This window comes from Acidobacteriota bacterium (genome assembly GCA_026393755.1).
Classification (GTDB): Bacteria; Acidobacteriota; Vicinamibacteria; order Vicinamibacterales; family JAKQTR01; genus JBAXOX01.
This window is the reverse complement of the sequence record JAPKZO010000017.1, coordinates 188,597-208,105: the sequence shown is the minus strand read 5'-3', so window position 1 is coordinate 208,105 and position 19,509 is coordinate 188,597. Positions and strand designations below refer to the sequence as shown.

The window sequence follows — 19,509 nt, the reverse complement described above, 5'->3', positions numbered from 1 at the left end:
GGTCGCCGCCCAGACGCGCCGAGACCGTTCCGTGAGTACGGGTGCCAGCGCGGTGTACTTGGAGCGCAGGGTGGCAAATTGCACAGGTCAAGCTACCACCCGCGAGAGTTAATATCAATCAGTTATTTCCTGACAAGCCCTAAGCTTGAGTGAGTCCATCACAGAATGCGACGGTCCGTTCCATTCCTGCGATCACACGATCTAGCGCCAACACCAATCGCCCGGCTGCAAGATCCATCTCCGCGCTGAAATCCCGCGTGATCTTTGTCGCATCTCTAAATGACCGAACGGTAGGCAATGCTCCCGATGTTGCCCCACGTAGAGACGTGATTGCTCCCGTGAATTCATCGGATTCAATTGGATTACCCTTCGCCTTCATCCAGCTCAACCAGTTGGTGGTGTTTGTCGTGAGAGCATCAACGCTGTCAGAGAACTTGCCTCCACAAACCTCCATGCGGAGGGCGCGCCGCTCAATCATCGCAGCAGTCCTTCCGGCAATGCGCATGAAATGTCGCGAACGACGCCGATAGCGCCCAGACCAACTTTTCAGACAGGCCGCGCCAGAATACGTAGCAGACTGCTACTGCGGTTACGGCCGCCCCCGCGACCGCAACCCAGAATGCGTTGAGCGCGAAATCGACCGCAGAATCGGTGATTCGTTGTCTGATCACCGCGAACTCCATCCGGTCAGCCTAACACATGCTAAAGGGGACTGGCGCGAGCTTTGCGGCAGGAGTTTTGCGGCAGGCCATGTTTCTAGCCAGCTTTCTGCACGGCCCAAATTGACGCACGACGTCTGGCCATGCCGCGTTGCTGGGAATCGAGCTTCGCGGTAACATCTTCCTCGAACCACCGCTGTTGCGGGGGAGAACCTACACACCATGGTAATTCTGCGCAAGAGCGATCCGTACGGGGGCCGGGATCCCCGGGCCATTCCAGCCTACAACGCGCTCGATGCTGCCCACTACCTTCGGGTGCCAGAGAACACGATTCGGGCGTGGGTATTCGGACGGTCGGGCGCCGGTCCGCGCGCGGGGCGGCGTCTGCGGCCGGTGATCCCGGCCGCCGACCCGGCCAGCCATCTGTTGTCCTTCATCAACATTGTCGAGGTACATGTCCTCGATGCGATCCGCCGCCATCATCACGTCGAGATGCGTCGGATTCGAGCAGCCATCGAGTACCTCCAGACTGAATTCGATTCACCCCACCCGCTGGTTGATCACGCGATGGAGACGGATGGGACTGATGTATTCGTTCGCGAGTATGGCACGCTCATCAACGCGTCGCGGCATGGCCAATTGGCGATGAGGACGATGCTGGATGCGTACTTGAAGCGAATCGATCGCGATCAACACGGTGTTGCGGTGCGTCTGTTCCCGTTCATGCGCAAACGAGGCGGAGACGCCCCAGGCCAGCAGACGCTCGGTGGGTATCCCCGATTCGTCTCGATCGACCCGCGTGTCGCCTTCGGGCGTCCGGTGATCTCGGGGTCAGGAATTCCCACGATCGAAGTGGCGGAACGCTTTAATGCCGGTGAGTCGATCGAGGATCTCGCATACGACTATGAGCGCAAACCGGCGGAAATCCAGGAAGCGATCCGCTGCGAAGCGGCCTGAGCCTCGGCTCGTACTCTTCATCGACGAGTGCCTGGGTCGGCACCTGGTTCCCCGGGCTCTGCGAGACGCAGGTGCCTCCGTGGAAGTCCATCACGAGCACTTCGCCCCAGGTACAATTGATGCCGAGTGGCTGCCATTGGTAGGGCAGCGCCGGTGGGTTGTGCTGACGAAAGACCGGCATGTGCGCCGCCGGCCACTGGAACTCGAAGCCATCCTGTCGTCAGGGGCCAGAGCCTTCGTGCTGACATGTGGGGATCTTCAGGGGCCCGAACAAGCCACGCTGCTGGTTCGGGCGCTCCCCAAAATCCGCCGCATCTGTCGCCAACGTGGCGCGTTCATTGCCACGATCACAAGAAGCGCGCTGGTCCGAATCGTTACGCAGAAGTAGTTCGCTCCTCTCCCGCCGTCTTTCCCTCACGCCTCAGGCCTCGCGCCTTTCGAATGTCCCCAATCGCGTCGTAGACGTCCGTGATCTCCACAAACGCCCAACGGCCGAATCCGCCGTGGCTGTTAATGGCGGGCACCCAGAGTGCCTGCGCCGTTGCCACCTTTGCCGCCTTGTCCTTGCGCGCCTCGCCGCTCACCTCGATGAGCAGGTTCAACAAGTCGCCCGGGCCATGGCCGTCGTCGACGTGAGCGACGAAGTCCGGGTAGTAGGCGTGTTCGTCCCCGTTGAGCGTGTACGGAATAACCAGTCCCAGGTTGTGATTCTTGACGTAAGAGACCACCTCGGGCAGTTCCTCGAGAACCTGGGCTAGCTTCTGCTCCCACGCGCCGGTGTCGGCGACGACGTGGGAGACGTGGCACTTGTCTGCGCGCGTGCTCCACACCGGACGAATCGTGTCGAAGTCTACGAAGCGCGTGGAGCCCACGGTGTCGTAAGGTCGAAGGATGGGCTTCAGCGTGCTGGCTCCTTCGCTGCCAGAAACAATCGACCGGTAGATGCAATCGCACGCGTCATGGGCGAATTCGGCCAACAGCAAGAGCTGTGGGAACGTGTGGTCCTTGCACACGAGGCATTGGGACAGCCACGCCTTCGTGATCGAGAGCAGCTGCGGGAAGAGCCAGGGACGTGAGCCAGCAGGCGAGAGGCCCTTCAGCTCATGTTGGATCGTCGATTCGCTCAGGGCGGCCGAGCCGCTTGGACCCGTCTCGGCCGGAAAGTAGCGCTCGAGCGTCCGCTTGGCTAGCAGGAATGCCACTTCGTTCACCCGCCGGTTCTTCAGCTCGTCGAGCGTATGGATGCTCTCCTCGCCGACGATGGCCCGAAGCTCGGTGATGGTGGCGATGCTCTCGGTGGAGAGCACGTAGCGCGAATTGCCGGTGAACGTCGCCGTCAAGCGCTCGGCGGCGATGTCGTAGCGGTAGCCGGTGACGCGCGGGAAGGTGATTTCACAAGTGCGGCGTTCGTCGAGAGCCCGGACACGCGTCGACAGGCGTGGCGGTTTCGGATCGACGCCCGATCCCGATGTCGGGATAAACGAGAACGGCACGCCATACACCTCGGCATACTCGGGTTCGAACAGCCCATCTTCGTTCACCGCGTAGCTCATGCGCCTGAGGCCGCGGCCCACCACCTGCTCGCACAGCAACTGAGTGCCGAACGCACGCACGCCGAGGATGTGCGTCACCGTGTTGGCGTCCCAGCCTTCCGTCAGCATCGAGACCGACACTACGCATCGGATGTGCTCGCCGAGCTTTCCCGACTTGCCGACGGTGTTCATCACTTCCCGCAAGAGGTCTTCGTCTTCGAGTGAGTCAGTATCGCGTCCAGGAAAGCGGGCGCGATATTCGGCCTTGAACTCCTCGATCTCGGTCGCTGCGATCTTCTTGAAGTCCGCGCTCATTCCTTCGCCGGATTCAAGTTGCCGCGAGTCGATGAGCATCGTGTTGGGACGGTTGATCCAACGCTCGCCGTCCACGTTGCTGAACAACGGCAACTGTCCCGGAACAAGGACATGTCGGCCATCGGGCAGCGGTTTCTCCCAGCCGGCGACGTAGTCGAACACGAGCTTCGAGATGTTCGTGTTCGCACACACCACAACGAAGACGGGCGGGGTTAATCCGCGCGCCTGCGCCTCCGAGTTGGCCTGCCAGCGTGCAAAGGCCTTCTCGTAATGTCCGTACAAACTGTGGATGGCGCCCTGCAGCTCGGCCGGCAGTTTCGGCTCGCCGCTGACGTCATCGGTCTTCCGGCCCTTGCGGGGCAGCCCGTCGCGGATTCGCGGCCAGAGTTCGCGATACGTCGGCAGCTCCCCGGTCATCGAATCGTCGGCCACCGGCACGCGGGGCACTTTCACAATGCCAGATTCGATCGCGTCGATGAGCGAGAAGTCGGATACCACCCAGGGGAACAGCGTGCCTTCCGAGTAGCCCGAGCCACGCAGGAAGAACGGCGTCGCCGACAGATCATAGATGGCGCGGATCCCCATCTTGTCCTTGACGGCCTCAAGGCCCGAGATCCAGACTCTTGCCTCCTCGTCGCGCTTTTCCGCTTCGACTCGCTCGTCGCCGCTCAGCTTCCCACCATCCGCTCCGTCGTCAACCGCCTCGGTCGGCTTGCCGCGGTAGCAGTGGTGCGCCTCGTCGTTGAGGATCACGAGGTTCTTCTTGCCGCTCAAGTCGCGGCACACGCGACGGACAACCTCGGCTGGCGATTCCACGAAGGCGCTGGCTGCGCCGCGCGTGAGAATGGCCTTGGTGAGGCGCGCCGCATCACCGCGATCGCGGGGCAGGAAGCCGTGGAAATTGGTGACGAGGATGCGCGCCTGCGCGAGGCGTTCCAGCAGATCGGGCGGAAGGATGTCGCGCTGGCGGTAGTAGTTGTCGGGGTCGGACGGCAGCAGCACGCGGAGACGATCGCGAATGGTGATACCCGGGGTGACGATGAGGAAGGCGTCCGAGAAGCGTGCGTCCTGGCGGTCGTGCAGCTTGTTGAGCGCCTGCCACGCGATGAGCATCGCCATCACGAGCGTCTTGCCGCTGCCGGTGGCCATCTTGAACGCGATGCGCGGCAGGCCGGGGTTGGCGCTGTCGTTGGCGGTCCGAAGTTCGTTCTCGACCCAGGCATCGCCGTACTTGCGTGCCACTTCGGCGAGATAGATGGCGGTTTCAACCGCCTCAATCTGGCAGAAGAAGAGCGGCTTGTCGCGCCCGCCTGCCGTCCAGTAGTCGACCAGCCGCCGGGTGACGGTCGTCACGCCAACGTGTCCGCCCTGCCGCCACTGTCCGACCCGGTCGCGGATGCGATTGATGAAATCGGTTTCCTTGAAGCGGCCGTCGGTCCACTCCGTGCCGAAGGACAGCTGCGTGCCCCTCTTCTTCGGTTGGGGGATTGGAACGAAATACCCGCTCAGCCGCCGCTTCTCAATGATCTCGTTGGTGATGCCCTCATCGTCGAACCGGAAGTGACGGCTCGGGTCGCGATACGGCGAGTTGAGAATCGGATTGTCGATGGAGACCGTCGGCACGGAGAGATTCTACATCGTCAGTGCCATCACCGCCTTGCAGGTGTGCAGGCGATTTTCGGCTTCAGGGAACACGCGCGACTGCGGGCCGTCGAGCACGGCGTCGGTCACCTCGTTGTTGCGATCGGCCGGCAGGCAGTGCATGTAGATGGCGGTCTTCTTTGCCAGCTTCATCCGCCGCTCGTCGCAGATCCAGGACTTGTACTGTTTCGACAATTCCAGCGCTTCCTGCGGCTTGTGGAAGAGCTCCTCGATGCCCCACGACTTGGCGTAGATGATGTCAGCGCCGCGGCAGGCGGCATCCATGTCGTCGGTCACCTCGAACGACGTCCCGTGCTTCGCCGCTTCGGCCTGCGCGAACGCCATCGGTTCTTTCATCAGCTTCCATTCGGGCGGATGCGCCAGGACCACGTCGAGGCCGAAGCGCGGCATCAGCGTGATCAGGCCCTGCGGCACTGACATCGGCTTGGCGTAGCTTGGCGCGTAGGCCCAGCTCACGACAATCTTCCGGCCGCGCAGGTTCCTGCCGAATTCCTCGCGAATCGTCATCAGATCGGCCAGTGTCTGGAACGGATGATCGATGTCGCACTGCATGTTGTAGACCGGCACCGTCGCGTGCTCGGCGACCTCGCGCATGTAGCGGTTGCCTTCGCCAGGCACCAGGTCGTGGCGAATCGCGATGGCGTGGCCGTAGCTCGACAGGATGATGCCCATGTCACGGGGCGACTCCCCGTGCGCGACCTGCGAGGTCTCGGCCGAAATGAAGTGCGCGTGGGCGCCCAGTTGGGTGGCGCCGGCCTCGAACGAGTTGCGCGTTCTCGTCGACTTGTCGAAGAAGAACATGAACAGCGTCTTGTCGGGCAGGTAACGGGTCGGCGTGCCTTTGCGGAACGCCTTCTTCAGGTCGGTCGACGTCTTCAACAGAAGTTCAATCTGTTTGTCTGACCAGTCGCGGGTTTCGATGCAGTCCTTGCCGCGGACGCTGTTGGGCAGTTTGGGAAGTCGTGATGGCATGTGTCAGTTCTCCAATGCGCGGGCAGAAGCGCCCACTCTCGCAATAGGCGGGAGTCCGGCTCCTCCGCGTCCCCGCTCACACTCGCCGGCAAATCGCACCTACCGGGACTCGTCGCCGACCTTACGGTTGCGCTATTCGCGCAGTCTGTCTTGGCCCTAGCGGTGCGTTTTGCGAACTGACGCCCTTCGACTTCGCTCAGGACTTCGCTGTCGGCTCGGTTCGAGGGGCCGCTTCGGAATCCGTCCTCCCGCCCCACCGGGGTCGACGGCGCCGTCGTCATCATGACTGCCCCAATCCCCAATCCCTACCCACGTATTCCCCCGGAAACGCCGCGTACCAGGCCGCCGCCTTGACAAGGTGTTCGATTGGAATCTGTTCGGTCGCCATGTGCGCGTAGATTTCGTTGCCAGGTCCGAACCCGATGCAGGGGATCCCGTGCATCCCCATCACCGCGACGCCGTTCGTGCTGAACACCCATCGGCCGACAACGGGGGGCTCGCCGAACAACCCCTCGTAGGCGCTGATGCCGGCGCCGAGCACCGGGTGACCAGCGGGCAGCAGCCAGGTCGGATAGTACTTCTTCGTCGGATAGGTGAGGCCGCGCCAGCTGGGGGTGGCGTAATCGACAACGACGACCTTCGCGCCGGCGGCCTGGACGCTCGTCAGCGCCTCGATCTCGCGCAGGGCCGACTCCATCGTGTCGGTGGCAGCCAGTCGGCGATCGAGATGAATCGTCGAGGAGTCGGCGACCGCACACAGCGAGGGCGAGGTCGAGCGAATCTCGGCAATCGTCACCGTGCCCTTGCCGAGGAACGGCTCGCCGCCGAGCCGGTCGTTCAGCTGCTCGATGTCGCGGATGATCGGCGCCATCAGGTACACGGCATTCACGCCGCGCTCGGGCGCCGACCCATGGCACGAGACGCCGGCCGTGCGGATCTCGATCTCCATCCGGCCGCGGTGTCCGCGATACACACCGAGGTTGGTCGGCTCGGCGATGACGACGGCCTCGGGCCGGAGCCGGTCCTCATTGATGATGTACTGCCAGCAGAGCCCGTCACAGTCCTCTTCCTGAACGCTGCCGACCACCCACAGGGTGACATCGCGCTCGAGGCCGAGTTCTTTGATGATCCGGCCGCCGTAGACAATCGACGCCAGCGCGCCCTTCATGTCGCAGGCGCCGCGGCCGTAAATGATGCCGTCCTGCTCAGCGCCCTTGAAGGGATCAACGGTCCAGTTTGCAGGATTGCCCACATCCACCGTGTCGACGTGCGCGTCGAGGGCGAGCACTCGGGGTCCGCTGCCGACGCGGCCGAGGATGTTGCCCATCGGGTCGATGCGCACTTCGTCATAGCCGCTGGCGCGCATCTCCTGCTCGATGCGGCCGATGACCGCCTCCTCCTGGGAGCTGACGGACTTGATCGCAATCAAATCGCGCAGGAACCCGGCGAGGTTGCGTTCGTGCGTGCGCGCTTGCCGAAGGATCTGTTGATGCATGGTAGTGATGAAGGTGTTCCGGGCACGACATGTCGTGCCCCTACGCGCTCATTCCGAACCCCTAGTCGATGATCTCCCAATTCTTCTGATGCTTGTTCAGCTGTTTCGTCGTGTACGGATCCATGGGATGTTCGCGCTCCGGGATCTCCACGTGCTTGGGCATGCCGCACAGCTCGGTCGAGAAGTAGCGCTGACCAGTATCGCAGATCAGCGTGACGATCATCTTGAGCTCCGGGTGGCGTTTCGCGAGCTTGAGGGCGCCGGCGACGTTCGCGCCGGACGAGACGCCGCAGAACAGGCCTTCCTCCTTCGCCAGGCGCCTCGCCATGTCCATGGACTCGGCCGTGGTTGTCGTGACGATGCCGTTGAGAAGACTCACGTCGAGATTCTTCGGGACGAACCCGTCGCCGATGCCCTCGATGCCGTGCGGGCCCCATTCGCGGCGGCTGAGCAGCGGACACTCGGCCGGCTCAATGGCGAACATCTTGAGCGCCTTCCGCCGCTTGCGGATGAAGCGGCCCACCCCGGTCAGCGTGCCGCCGGTTCCCTGGGTCATGATGAAGGCGTCGATCTTGCCGCCGGTCTGTTCCCAGATCTCAGGCGCGGTGGTCTTAATGTGCGCGTCGATGTTGTCCGGATTGTCGAACTGCGCCGGCACGAAGTACTTCTTCGGGCTCTGCCGGCGGATCTCATCGAGCTTCTCGAGCGCCAGGTCCACGTCACTCTCCCCGCCGGGGGTATAGACCATCTGGGCGCCGTACGCGATATCCAGTTTCTTGCGCTCCTCCGACATGCCTTCCGGCATCACGATGATGCACGGGTAGCCCTTGACCGCCGACACAAACGAGCAGCCGATGCCCGCGTTGCCGGTGGAGCACTCGAGAATCGTCATGCCCTTCTTGAGCGCGCCGCGCTTCTCGGCGCGCGTGAACATGTTGTAGTAGATCCGGTCCTTGAGGCTGCCTGACGGGCTGAAGTACTCGACCTTGACGAGGATCTTCGCCTTCACCCCCTCGGCGGCCGGGATCCGATTGAGTTGGACGAGCGGGGTCCGCCCGATCGCGTCGAACACGGACGTGTGGTACTTGCGGGATGCGTTCCATTTCACAGGCACGTATGACTCCGTTCAGATATGAGTTGCAGATCCGCTATCGCTTAACCCCGAGAATCGCCCGTGCCGCCGGTGAATCCTTCATCGGCAGCGTGTACCGGCGAATGCCGTCGAACCGCCACAGGGCATTGGCGACGGCCCCCGCGGTCGGCACGAGGCCGATCTCGCCCACACCCTTGGCGCCGAACGGTCCCTCCGGCTCTCCGGATTCCACCAGGATAACCTTCACCTCCGGCATATCCGCCGCCCGGAGCAGGCCCAGCGAGCGGATTTTGAAAGACCGCGGCACGCCTTCGACCAGCGGCAACTCCTCGGTCAGGGCGTATCCGAGCCCCATGTGCACGGCCCCCTCGATTTGTCCTTCGACCAGATGGCGATTGATGATGCCGCCGACATCGTGGGCCGCAACGAATCGGCTCAATCGGCCCTGCTCGTCGAGAATGCACACCTGCGTGGCGAACCCGTACGTCAGGTGGGTCCGTGGCCGTTCGACCGGAGCGCCGAGCTCCGATGTGAAATCCACGAGATACTCACCGACGTAGCGGCGGCCAGCCAGGTCGCCCAGGCTCAATCCCCGATCGAGATCCGCGCGAAGCTGTTGGCCGGCTTTCTGGACGGCGCGACCGCCGAGCACGGTCGCACGTGACGCGGTCGTCATACCGCAGGGCGTCGGGAAACTCGTGTCGACCTCAACCCGCACCACTCGCGGATCTACACCGGCTGCGGCGCAGAAGATCTGGGTCATCACCGCGTAGAAACCCTGACCCATCTCGGTGAAGCCGCTGTGAATCGTGATCCGGCCTCCAGGGAGAATCTCGACCACCGCCTGGCCGGATTCGGGCATGCCGTTGCCGATGCCGACGTTCTTGATGCCGCATGCGATGCCGGCGTACTTCGACGAATAGAAGTCATCCTTCACCGCGAGCAGCGTCTGTTTGATCCCGACCGCGTGCTCGAACACCTCTCCTGTGCAGAACGTGTCGCCCACATCGACGGCATTGCGCCAGCGGATTTCCCACGGGTCAATTCCGGCCCGATCCGCGAGAATGTCGAGCATGCTCTCGATCGCGAACGCGGCCTGGTTCGCCCCGAACCCGCGCATCGCGCCGCACGGGAGGTTGTTGGTGTAGACGGCACGCGCCTCGACGTCTACGGCCGGAACTCTGTACGGTCCTGCAGCGTGGCCGGCCGCGCGCTCCAGCACCTTCGCGCCGACCGACGCGTAGGCGCCCTTGTCGCCTACGATGCGCGCGCGCACGGCTGTCAGGCGCCCGTCCCGGTCACAGCCCACCGTGTAGGTCAGCCGCATCGGGTGCCGCTTCGGGTGCAGCCGGATGCTCTCCTCGCGCGTCAGCGTCGCCTTGACGGGCCGGCCCGTGAGCCGCGCCATCAGCGCCACCTGGCCCTGGATGCTCAGGTCCTCCTTGCCGCCAAACGCTCCGCCGTTCGCAACGAGCGTCACGCGGACCTGGTCTTCGCTCAGGCCGAGAAACGAGGCGATCTGTCTCCGATCATCGAAGACGCCCTGACCCTGGGAGAAGACCTCCAGCTCCACGGGCACGGCATGCCGTGCCCCTACTTCATCGCGGGAAGGGGGATTCTGACCGCCTTCGCCCTGAGCTTGTCGAAGGGCTTCGGCGTGGCAAGCGGGACTCGGGACGGCGATCGCCGATTCGGGCTCGAGGAACGCGTGTTCGATCATCTGGGTCTCGAACGTGCGTGTCTCGACAAACGCTGACGTGGCGAGGCCGGCGTCAACATCGCCTCGGCGGATGACCGACGTCGAGAGCAGATTGTCGCGATCGTGATGCACAGGCGGCGCGCCAGAGGCAAGCGCGGCCTCTGGCGAGAACACGCCGGGTAACCGATCGTAATCGACCACGACGTGCTGGAGCGCAGCTCTGGCCGCGCGGTCGGAGGTCGCCACCACAGCCGCCAGAATGTCTCCGATGCCATGCGTGGTCTCGCCTTCGGCGACAAACAAGGGCCAGTCCTTCTCGATCAAGCCCTGATGCCGTTGGCCAGGCACATCAGCCGCCGTCAGCACCCGGACCACAGCAGGCTGGGCTTCTGCGCCGGCCGCATCAATTCGCTTCACGAGGATTCGTGGGTGTGGCGAAAAAAGAAACGCCCCATAGAGCATGTCCGGCACCTTCATGTCGTCGATGAAGGGACGGATGCCCAGCGCGAACTGCTCGGCGTCCTGACGGGGCAGGCTGCTGCCGATCGTCGCGCTGAAGTCCGGCTCCGGCAGCGGCTCTCCCTGAAGCGCCCTGGCGGCGAGATCGATGGCGTCGACGATCTTCACGTAGCCGGTGCAGCGGCAGATGTGATTGTTGAGCGCGCGCGCAATCTCCGCCCGCGTGGGGCGCGGCGTCCGATCGAGAAGGTGCTTGGCGCGGATGACGATGCCCGGAGTGCAGAACCCGCACTGCAGGCCGCCGGACACGGAGAACGCGTGGGCGAAGATGTGGCGTTCGCGCGCATCGAGACCTTCCAGCGTCACCACGGACCTGCCCGCGGCCTTGCGGGCTGGCACCGCGCATGAGGCGAGCGCGCGCCCATCGACGAGCACCGTGCAGCAGCCGCACGACCCCTGCGGAGCGCATCCGTTCTTTGGCGAAATGAGCCCGGCCTGTTCGCGCAGCACGTCCATCAGCGATGTCGTATCGTCGATCGCCGCCACGAAGGGCTGGCCGTTCAAGGTGAAAGTCAGCGGAGATGGCGTCGTGTTCGTGCTCATCGAGCCATGCGCTTCCACAACCGGGCAGCGGCGCGCGCCGCCAGCCGCTGCACGCGGGGAACATCGACGGTCGTTACAGATCCATCGCGGCAAATCCAGCGCCCGGCCGCCATCACGTGCCTGACGGTTCCGGGATGCAGACCCGTCAATGCGTGCCAGGCGACATTGGATCGGGAGAGGGGGGTGGGCGGGTCGTACTGGTGGACGACAAAATCGGCGACCGCACCCGGCTCGAGCGTGCCGAACGGCATCCCGAACAACAATGCCGCCAGCCGCTGCGAACCGTCGAGCAGACGGGGCGCAAGATCTGGGGCCGCCGGCCCGAGACGATCGCGCAGGCCGAAGTGCGCGGCCCGTGCCTCCTCGAACATGTCGGCGCGCCAGCCATCCGTTCCAAGCGCGGCGAAATCGCCGAAGCGCTCCACCGGCGCGTGCCCGACCCCGTTGTTCATGTTCGAACGGGGATTGTGTACGAGCCACGCTCCGGCGTCAGCGATCTGCGCGAGTTCACGCGGCGTCAGATGGACGCCGTGCGCAAGGACCGAACACTGGCTGAGCACTCCATGCCGCTCGAGTCGCTCAATGACGCCGCACTCGTGCCGTTTGGCCGTCAACGCCACGTCTTCCGGCGCCTCGGCGACGTGGATGTGGATCCCGCTCTGATGGTAGCGGACCAGATCACCAAGTGCAGCCAGGCTGCGATCCGAGAGCGTGAACGACGCGTGCGCCCCGACCAGACCGCGCACCAGAGGGTCGAGGCGGGTGGCCGACAGAAACCGATCGTTTTCGGCCAGCCCGGCATCGCGTCGCTGGCTGCCGCCGCGGTCACTCACCTCGTAGCACAACACGCCTCGAATGCCGACGGCCGCGAAGGCGTCACGGATGATGTCGAGCGATCCGGCGATCGCGTTCGGCGACGCATGATGATCGACGATCGTCGTCGTGCCGCATTGCACGGCCTCAATCGCGCCCACGAGCGCGCTGTAGTGGATCGACTCCTCATCGAGCGCCTCGTCGAGTTTCCACCAGATCTTGCGGAGAATCTCCGGGAAGTTCCTGGGTGGGGTCGGTGGTGCCGGCATGCCGCGCGACAGTGTCGAGTACATGTGCGTGTGCGCGCACACTTGACCTGGCATGATCAGCAAGCCCGTACAGTCCTCGACCGTCTCACCCCTGTGCGGACGCAGCGCCGTTCCGCGATCGACGATCGAGTCGCCGTCGACGCGCAGATCGGCTCGATCCACGCAGGGCGGATGAATGGTCGCAATCGAGGCGCCTTTGAGCAGCATGACGATCAGTTCCGAAGCGCGGCTTCGACCTCGCGGAGATCGGGCTGGACGTCATGCGGGCGCCCCGCAGCCTCGCTGGCGGATCGGATGTCCTTCAAGCCGTTGCCGGTGATAACGGCGACCACGCTGGAATCGGCCGGGACAAGACCCTGGGCGACCGCCCGCCGCAGGCCCGCGATGCCGGCGACGCCGGCCGGTTCGCCGAAGATGCCGCCGAGACGTGCTGTGAGGCGCATGGCCTCGAGAATCTCCTGATCCGGAACAGCGATCATCACGCCACGCGACGCGCGAACCCACGCGAGCGCCCGCCGCCAGTTCCGGGGCGTGCCGACGGCAATGCTATCGGCGACGGTGTCCGCCTCAGACGGAACGAGATCGGCCTTCGCCTCGAACGCCTTGACGATAGGAGAGGCGCCATCGGCCTGTACGCCCAGCAGGCGGGGAAGCGTTCGGACCAGGCCCAGCCGCTTGAACTCGTGCAGACCCTTGCCAATCCCGCCAATCGTGCAGCCGTCTCCCACCGACACGACCACCCAATCGGGCAGTTCGCCGCCGAGCGGTCCGCCCGCCGCGAACTGTTCCGCGATCTCCAGACCCGCGGTCTTCTTCCCTTCGACCAGATACGGATTCGTGCCGCTGTTGCGGTTGTACCAACCGAAGCTGCCGCAGGCCTCCCGACACAACTCGAAAGCCTGTTCGTAGCTGCCGGCCACCCGGAAGACCGTAGCCCCGAAGATTAGCAACTGCGCGATCTTCGGTTCCGGCGCTCGTTGCGGCACGAAGATCACACTGCGCATGCCAATCGACGCCGCCAGGCCGGCCAGCGAAGACGCCGCGTTCCCGGTCGACGCGCACGCGATGGTGTCGTAGCCGAACTCGCGGGCCTTCAGGACGCCCACGGAACTGGCGCGGTCCTTGAACGAGCCGGTCGGGTTCCGCCCATCGTCTTTCAGAAACAAACGGCGAACGCCGACCGCGTCGGCGAGGCGCGGCGCGTCGTAGATCGGTGTCCAGCCCACACGAAGCGGCGGCAGCGTCGCGGCGGGATCGACGGGAAGCAGTTCCCGGTACCGCCAATGATCGGACGGACGCCGGCTGAGGGCGTCGAGTGTGAGGATTGGTTTGATCGCGTCGTAGTCGTGCCGGACATCCAGGATGCCCTGTGGGCCGCAGACGCCACAGGTCTGGATGTCGCCCGGAGGGTAGGATCGGCCGCAGACGATGCAGACCAGTTCAGTGATCATCTCTTGCGAAACAGTAGCGCCCGCGTGCGGCGCGGGTCAAATCGGTGCGTCTACGAGATGAGCACAATCTTGCCGAATGCGCCGGGCTCCATCACGGCCCGGTGGGCGTCTGACGCCTGCTCCAGCCGGAACTCCCGCCCGACGACGGGCGTCAGCGTGCCGTCGCCAAGTCCGGCGGCAAGCTCCTCGTGGATCTGTGCCATCTCCGATGCCGACACGTTGCCGAGGGTCATTCCCAGCACCGCCCCGTCCTTCACCATCGTCTGCCGCGCATCGATCTCGACACGGCCGCGGTTGCCGACCACGACCACGCGCCCCTTGAGCGCGAGCAGGCCCAGGTCGTTGTCCAGATTGATGTTGGCCAGCATCTCGATGATGACGTCCACGCCCTGGTTGCGCGTGGCCGCGAGGATCTCAGCGAGGTACGAGGGCGACGTGTGATCGAATACCTGTGTCGCACCCTGTGCACTCGCCAGACCGAGGCCACGGGCCGTGCCCGCTGTTGCGAACACCCTCATGCCATGCGCGCGCGCCAACTGGATGGCGGCGATGCCGACAGCGCCGCTCCCGCCGTGCACGAGCACTGTTTCGCCGGCACGCGATTGCGCGCGGGAGAACAGGGCCCGATGCGCCGTGGCGTACGGGACGCCGATGGCGGCGCCCTGAGCGAACGAGAGTGAAGCGGCGAGCGGATGAACCTGGTGCGCCAGACACACCGCCCGCTCTGCGTATGCGCCGCTGTACCCGCCGCAAGCCGTTCCGCTGAAGTACACGCGTTCGCCGCACGCCCGGCGGTCGACACCAGGGCCCACTGCCTCTATCACGCCGGCGCCGTCGGTTCCCGGCGTATAGGGAAGCGTCGGCCTGCGGCCCTGAGAGCCTGATCGGATGTACGTATCGACGGGATTAACGCCCGCGGCATGGACCCGTACGAGCACTTCTCCAGCTCCAGTTTGGGGATCCGGAACCTCTTCGAGTGTGAGCACTTCAGGCCCGCCCGTCTCACGCACGCAAATCGCCTTCATCGCTGTTCTCCCATCCTAGGATCGGCCCGCCCGATCGGTCGCCAGTGGAATGGTATGATCGCATCATCACACGTGATTCGTGAAGGATAGCGTCACCATGTCGCCCGTGCAGCGTCACAACACCATCGGCGTTCACATAGGCCACATCCAGGTCGGCGGAGGCGCCCCCATCGTCGTCCAGTCCATGTGCAACACGGACACGGCCGATGTGTCCGCCACCGTGAGCCAGTGCCTCGAACTTTGGCAGGCTGGCTCCGAGATGCTGCGTGTGACGGTGAATCTGCCCGAGGCGGCGGAGGCTGTGCCGTCGATCAAGGCGCGGTTGGCGCAGGCTGGTTGCCTGGCCCCCCTGATTGGCGATTTTCACTACAACGGCCACATTCTGCTGACGAAGTTTCCGGCGTGCGCCGCGGCGCTCGACAAGTACCGCGTCAACCCGGGCAACGTCGGCACCGGTCGTCGTCGCGACGAGCAGTTCGCGACGATCTGCAAAGTGGCGGTTGACCACGACAAGCCCATCCGCATAGGCGTCAACGGCGGCTCACTCAATCAGGAGCTCGTCACGCGCAAGATGCAGGAGAACACCGAGCACACTCTCGGCCTGACCTCCGGCGAGATTATCAACGAGTGCCTGGTCGTGTCCGCGCTCGAATCGACTGCGCTGGCCATCGAAAACGGAGTGCGACCCGATCAGATCATCATCTCGTGCAAGGTGTCGAAACCGCGCGATCTGATCGACGTCTACCGGGAGCTCGCCCGGCGCACCAGCCAGCCGCTGCACCTGGGTCTGACCGAAGCGGGAATGGGCATCAAGGGCCTGACATGGTCGGCGTCGGCGATGGGGGTGCTGCTCCACGACGGCATTGGCGACACCATCCGGATCTCGCTCACGCCGCGCCCTGGCGGTGACCGCCGCGACGAGGTGTACGCGTCGTGTGAATTGTTGCAGGCGCTGGGGCTGCGCGCCTTCGCGCCGAGCCTGACGGCGTGCCCGGGATGCGGTCGAACCACAAGTACGACGTTTCAGCAGCTGGCCGAACAGATTCAGGACTACGTGCACGAGATGATGCCGGTGTGGAAGGCGCGCCACGAGGGCGTCGAGCACATGACGCTCGCCGTGATGGGCTGCGTCGTCAACGGTCCGGGAGAATCCAGGGCCGCCAACATCGGGATCAGCCTCCCCGGAACCGGCGAGGCGCCGGCCTGCCCCGTGTTCATCGATGGGGAACACGCCACGACGTTGCGCGGCACCTACGACGAGCTGTCTGCGGCGTTCAGGACTCTGGTTGACGAATATGTGGATACGAAATACGTGAGGAAGTAGGTAGACGGGATTCGGGGCTCGGGGGCTACGCGTAGGGGCGCGGCATGCCGCGCCCGAACACGAAAGAACCGGGGCCGGGACATTCATCCCGACCCCGGTTCGTCTATCTCAATCAGTTGCGCGGACCCGTTGCGCTACTTCGCCGCGCCGAGGCTGACCGGCTTCGCGCTTCCGTAGTAAATCCCGTTGAACAGGAGCTTGAACGTGGCGTGCGGCTGCGCACGGAACGTCACTTCCGGCGCCAGCAAGATCAACTTGCCCTTGCCGATGGTGGCTTCCGCGGCGACCGTGAGGCCATTCAGGTACTGCTGCCCCCACGCCCACCCGCTCTTGAGCGGCTTGTCGGTCGCGAACCACGCCACCGTCTTCACGCCCTTGAGCGCCGCATCCGGCCCCAACTTGAGCGCCGGATCGTTCTCCCACATCACCGCAACCTGATCGCCAAAGCCGTAAGCGAGCGGGTCGGTCGTGTCAACGCTCGCCGTCAGCAGCGAGCCCGGCACGTAGAACTTGTCGTTGGGCAGCCGGCGTTCGACGCCGCCCACCATTTCGACGAGACCATTGCTGACCGGAAGTCCGAAGTGAGCGGCCAGGCTCGTCGAAGTCCCGATGGTAATGATCGTGCCGCCATCCTCAACGAACTTCTTGAGAATCGGGATCGTTGTCGCGGCGGTGATCCGGCCCTGGCGCCCCTGGAATTCCGCAGGGACTGTCGACTGCGCGGCACCGCCGCGTCCGCCAGCCGCCGGCATGTCGCCGCCAGCGCCGCCGCCCCGTCCGCCGCCACCCGCTTCGCCAGGCGCACCAGGAATCGCGCCGCCCGGGAAGATCAGCACGTCGTACTTCTGCGCCAGATTGCCGGCATCGAGCGCCGGCGGGAAGACCAGTTCGAAACTGGTCGGATACGCCTGTTCGAAGATCCAGCGGATCCATCCGGATGGCATCGAGCCGCCGTACTGGTCCACCAATCCGATCCGAACCGGATTCAGTTTCAACGCCTCACCTGTCGGCTTCGTGGTGGTCGCGTCGAAGGTCACCCCGAGGTCGGTCGCGAGCTTCTCGACGAGGGCCTTGGTCGTTGGTTTCGCCGGCACGTAGATCGCGCCGACCTCGTACGTCTTACCCGCTGTCGTGAACGCCGACTTCAGCCAGTACACGTCTTCCTTCGCCGCCAGCAGCTTCGAGGTCGCCGTGAACCCGTCGGTGAGGCGGTGGCTCAGCAGGTACCCGACCGCCGAGCCCTTGCCCGCCGTCACTTTGCCGCCGCCGAGCTTGATCGGCGCAAGCGGGAGCGCCTCGAACGGACCATCAAACGCCTCGAGAATCCGGTCGAACTGCACGCCCATCTGGAAGGCGAGCGTGTAGCCGGTGATGTCGTAGGGCGGCCGCGGCGGGCCACCGGGATACTGGAAGTCGTTCGGGTGATCCTGCGGTTCGAGCATGTCGCGCAGGTGCGGGCGGAACGCCTGTGCGGCCTTGATCACATATGACCCTGCCGGATACGACTTGCCGCCGACGGTGAACGCCGCGGTCGCGCGGTGAACGACGACGCCATCCTTGATGAGGGCGTTGACGAACCGCGTCGTTGTATTGAAGTCGGCTTGATCGGACGGGAGGATGTATCCGCGTGGATCACGCCGCTCGGGAGTCAGCATCGCTTTGTAGTACTTCGGATCGGCGCCTCCGCGCCCGCCACCGCCTCCGCGCCCGGCCCCAGCCGCGCCGCGCCCGCCAGATGCCGCCTCGGTATCCTTCGCCAGCTGGGCCTTAGCCTCGTCGATCCAGTCGGGCTGGATGGTCCAATTGTCGCGGCTGCCGCGATCGATCGAGTTCCGGCCCGCCTTATAGATGCGGAACAGGAAGTCTTCCCGATGCTTCGACGCGATATCCAGGATCGCCCGGTTGGCCGACATGATGTAGTCGATCGCCTGGCGCTGGTGCCACACTTCCTGCGGAGGAATGGGCATCGGCAGGTCCTGGTGCGGCAACTGTTTGTCCAGCACCAGACCGAGCGGGGCGGGCGTCGGGTTGCCGCTGATCTCGGTGAGGATTCCGATCATGTTGTGGAAACCGGTCGTCGTCCGTTCGCCGCCGTTGTACCACGTGGAGTAGGACGCCTCGGACCGCATGGCGGCGCCCGCCTTGCCCTCGGTGACGAACCGGTTGTGGATGGAGGCAGCCACCAGGTCGATCCCCATCGGCACCAGCGGGTCCTCGTTGTAGTTGAACGGATCGCGGAACGGCGGCACAAAGAGCACCGCGCCGGCCGGACCGGTCTGGTGCTGGTTGTACATGATCTGCGGGATCCACTCGATGTAGAGCTGGCGGTTGATCGCTTCGGTCTCGGAGAGGTTGTTCGCGTACGAGTCGCGGTTGTTGTCGTGGCCGGCGTACTTCTGGTAGAGCACCGGCAGCTGTCCGGTCGACCGCCGCTTCTCGTCGGGTTCCCGCATGTACCAGTTCGACACCAGGTCCATGCCGTCGGGATTGACCGGTACGAGCAGCGTGATCACGTCATTGAGAAACCGCAGCGTCTCGGGGTCGTTCTGGCTCGTCATCTGATGGGCGAACGTGAACAGACCCTGCGCGTTGATGCACTCGGTGGCGTGCAGGCCCCCATCGAGCCACACCACCGCCTTGCCCTCGGCCGCGAGCTTGTGCGCCTCGTCGTCGGTGAGGCCTTCGGCGCGCGCGAGCTTCTGGGAAATTTCCTTGTAGCGCGCCAGCTTCTTGTGATTTTCCGGCGAGGTGATGATCGCCATGATCATCGGCTTGCCCTCGGCGGTCTTGCCAATCTCGACCACCTTGAAGCGATCCGACTCCTGGGCCAGCTTGCCGAAGTACTCGCGCAGCTGGGAGTAGTTCGCCAGGAAGTAATCATCGCCGGCGGTGTACTGCTTACCGCCCGTCGTGAACTGGGGCGGTGTGATCTTGCCCTGGGTGTGAACGGCCGGGGCCGCCATCGTCAGCGCCATCAGCAGCGCAAACAAGACGGCCATTCTCCTGTGAAACATCGACACATCCTCTCTCTGGGGTGGACAGACAATACGGCGCGCGTACGATAGCGCGTTTGGCCGCCAAAATCCACAGGCAGGCAGCAGCCGAATGTCGTTCACTTATTGAGTGTGGAGCTGTTCAGGCAGGCGTGGGGCCCGCCGACCGCGACACGGCCGGCGGGCGA

Annotated in this window: 11 protein-coding genes; 2 read left to right on the top strand and 9 right to left on the bottom strand. The window is 64.5% G+C overall.

Translation table 11 applies throughout. The features are described 5' to 3' along the window. The first annotated feature begins 881 nt into the window (after nt 1-881). Complete coding sequence (locus tag NTV05_06420; protein ID MCX6544035.1) at nt 882-1,616, top strand: DUF433 domain-containing protein; 735 nt, start codon at nt 882-884, stop codon at nt 1,614-1,616. A 374-nt stretch (nt 1,617-1,990) separates the two neighbouring features. Here the strand turns inward: NTV05_06420 and NTV05_06415 are convergent, their stop codons facing one another. The 8 genes from NTV05_06415 to NTV05_06380 all read right to left on the bottom strand — a co-directional run bounded on the left by NTV05_06415 (nt 1,991) and on the right by NTV05_06380 (nt 15,004). Beyond that, complete coding sequence (locus NTV05_06415) at nt 1,991-5,086, bottom strand: DEAD/DEAH box helicase family protein (GenBank protein MCX6544034.1); 3,096 nt, start codon at nt 5,084-5,086, stop codon at nt 1,991-1,993. 9 nt (nt 5,087-5,095) lie between these two features. Beyond that, nucleotides 5,096-6,097: an ornithine carbamoyltransferase gene (locus tag NTV05_06410; protein ID MCX6544033.1), complete on the bottom strand. Its 1,002-nt coding sequence runs from the start codon at nt 6,095-6,097 to the stop codon at nt 5,096-5,098. Nucleotides 6,098-6,377: 280 nt separating this feature from the next. Continuing rightward, nucleotides 6,378-7,592 carry a YgeY family selenium metabolism-linked hydrolase gene (locus NTV05_06405; GenBank protein MCX6544032.1) on the bottom strand — a complete coding sequence of 405 codons (1,215 nt, stop codon included), beginning with the start codon at nt 7,590-7,592 and terminating at the stop codon, nt 6,378-6,380. Nucleotides 7,593-7,653: 61 nt separating this feature from the next. Further along, complete coding sequence (gene cysK / locus NTV05_06400) at nt 7,654-8,706, bottom strand: cysteine synthase A (GenBank protein ID MCX6544031.1); 1,053 nt, start codon at nt 8,704-8,706, stop codon at nt 7,654-7,656. A 34-nt stretch (nt 8,707-8,740) separates the two neighbouring features. Continuing rightward, nucleotides 8,741-11,446, bottom strand: a complete 2,706-nt coding sequence (locus NTV05_06395; protein ID MCX6544030.1) for a molybdopterin-dependent oxidoreductase — start codon at nt 11,444-11,446, stop codon at nt 8,741-8,743. Continuing rightward, on the bottom strand, nt 11,443-12,735 hold the full coding sequence (locus NTV05_06390; GenBank protein ID MCX6544029.1) for an amidohydrolase family protein: 1,293 nt from the start codon (nt 12,733-12,735) through the stop codon (nt 11,443-11,445). The genes NTV05_06395 and NTV05_06390 overlap by 4 nt, the downstream gene beginning before the upstream one ends. A gap of 5 nt (nt 12,736-12,740) precedes the next feature. Continuing rightward, nucleotides 12,741-13,979, bottom strand: coding sequence for a threonine synthase (gene thrC, locus NTV05_06385; protein MCX6544028.1), 1,239 nt, complete (start codon nt 13,977-13,979; stop codon nt 12,741-12,743). A 50-nt stretch (nt 13,980-14,029) separates the two neighbouring features. Beyond that, complete coding sequence (locus NTV05_06380) at nt 14,030-15,004, bottom strand: NADPH:quinone reductase (protein ID MCX6544027.1); 975 nt, start codon at nt 15,002-15,004, stop codon at nt 14,030-14,032. A 97-nt stretch (nt 15,005-15,101) separates the two neighbouring features. Here NTV05_06380 and ispG point away from each other — a divergent pair, with 97 nt between their 5' ends. Beyond that, on the top strand, nt 15,102-16,328 hold the full coding sequence (gene ispG / locus NTV05_06375; GenBank protein MCX6544026.1) for a flavodoxin-dependent (E)-4-hydroxy-3-methylbut-2-enyl-diphosphate synthase: 1,227 nt from the start codon (nt 15,102-15,104) through the stop codon (nt 16,326-16,328). A 134-nt stretch (nt 16,329-16,462) separates the two neighbouring features. Here ispG and NTV05_06370 read toward each other — a convergent pair whose 3' ends face one another. Next, nucleotides 16,463-19,342: a M14 family zinc carboxypeptidase gene (locus NTV05_06370; protein MCX6544025.1), complete on the bottom strand. Its 2,880-nt coding sequence runs from the start codon at nt 19,340-19,342 to the stop codon at nt 16,463-16,465. Between the last annotated feature and the right edge of the window lie 167 nt (nt 19,343-19,509).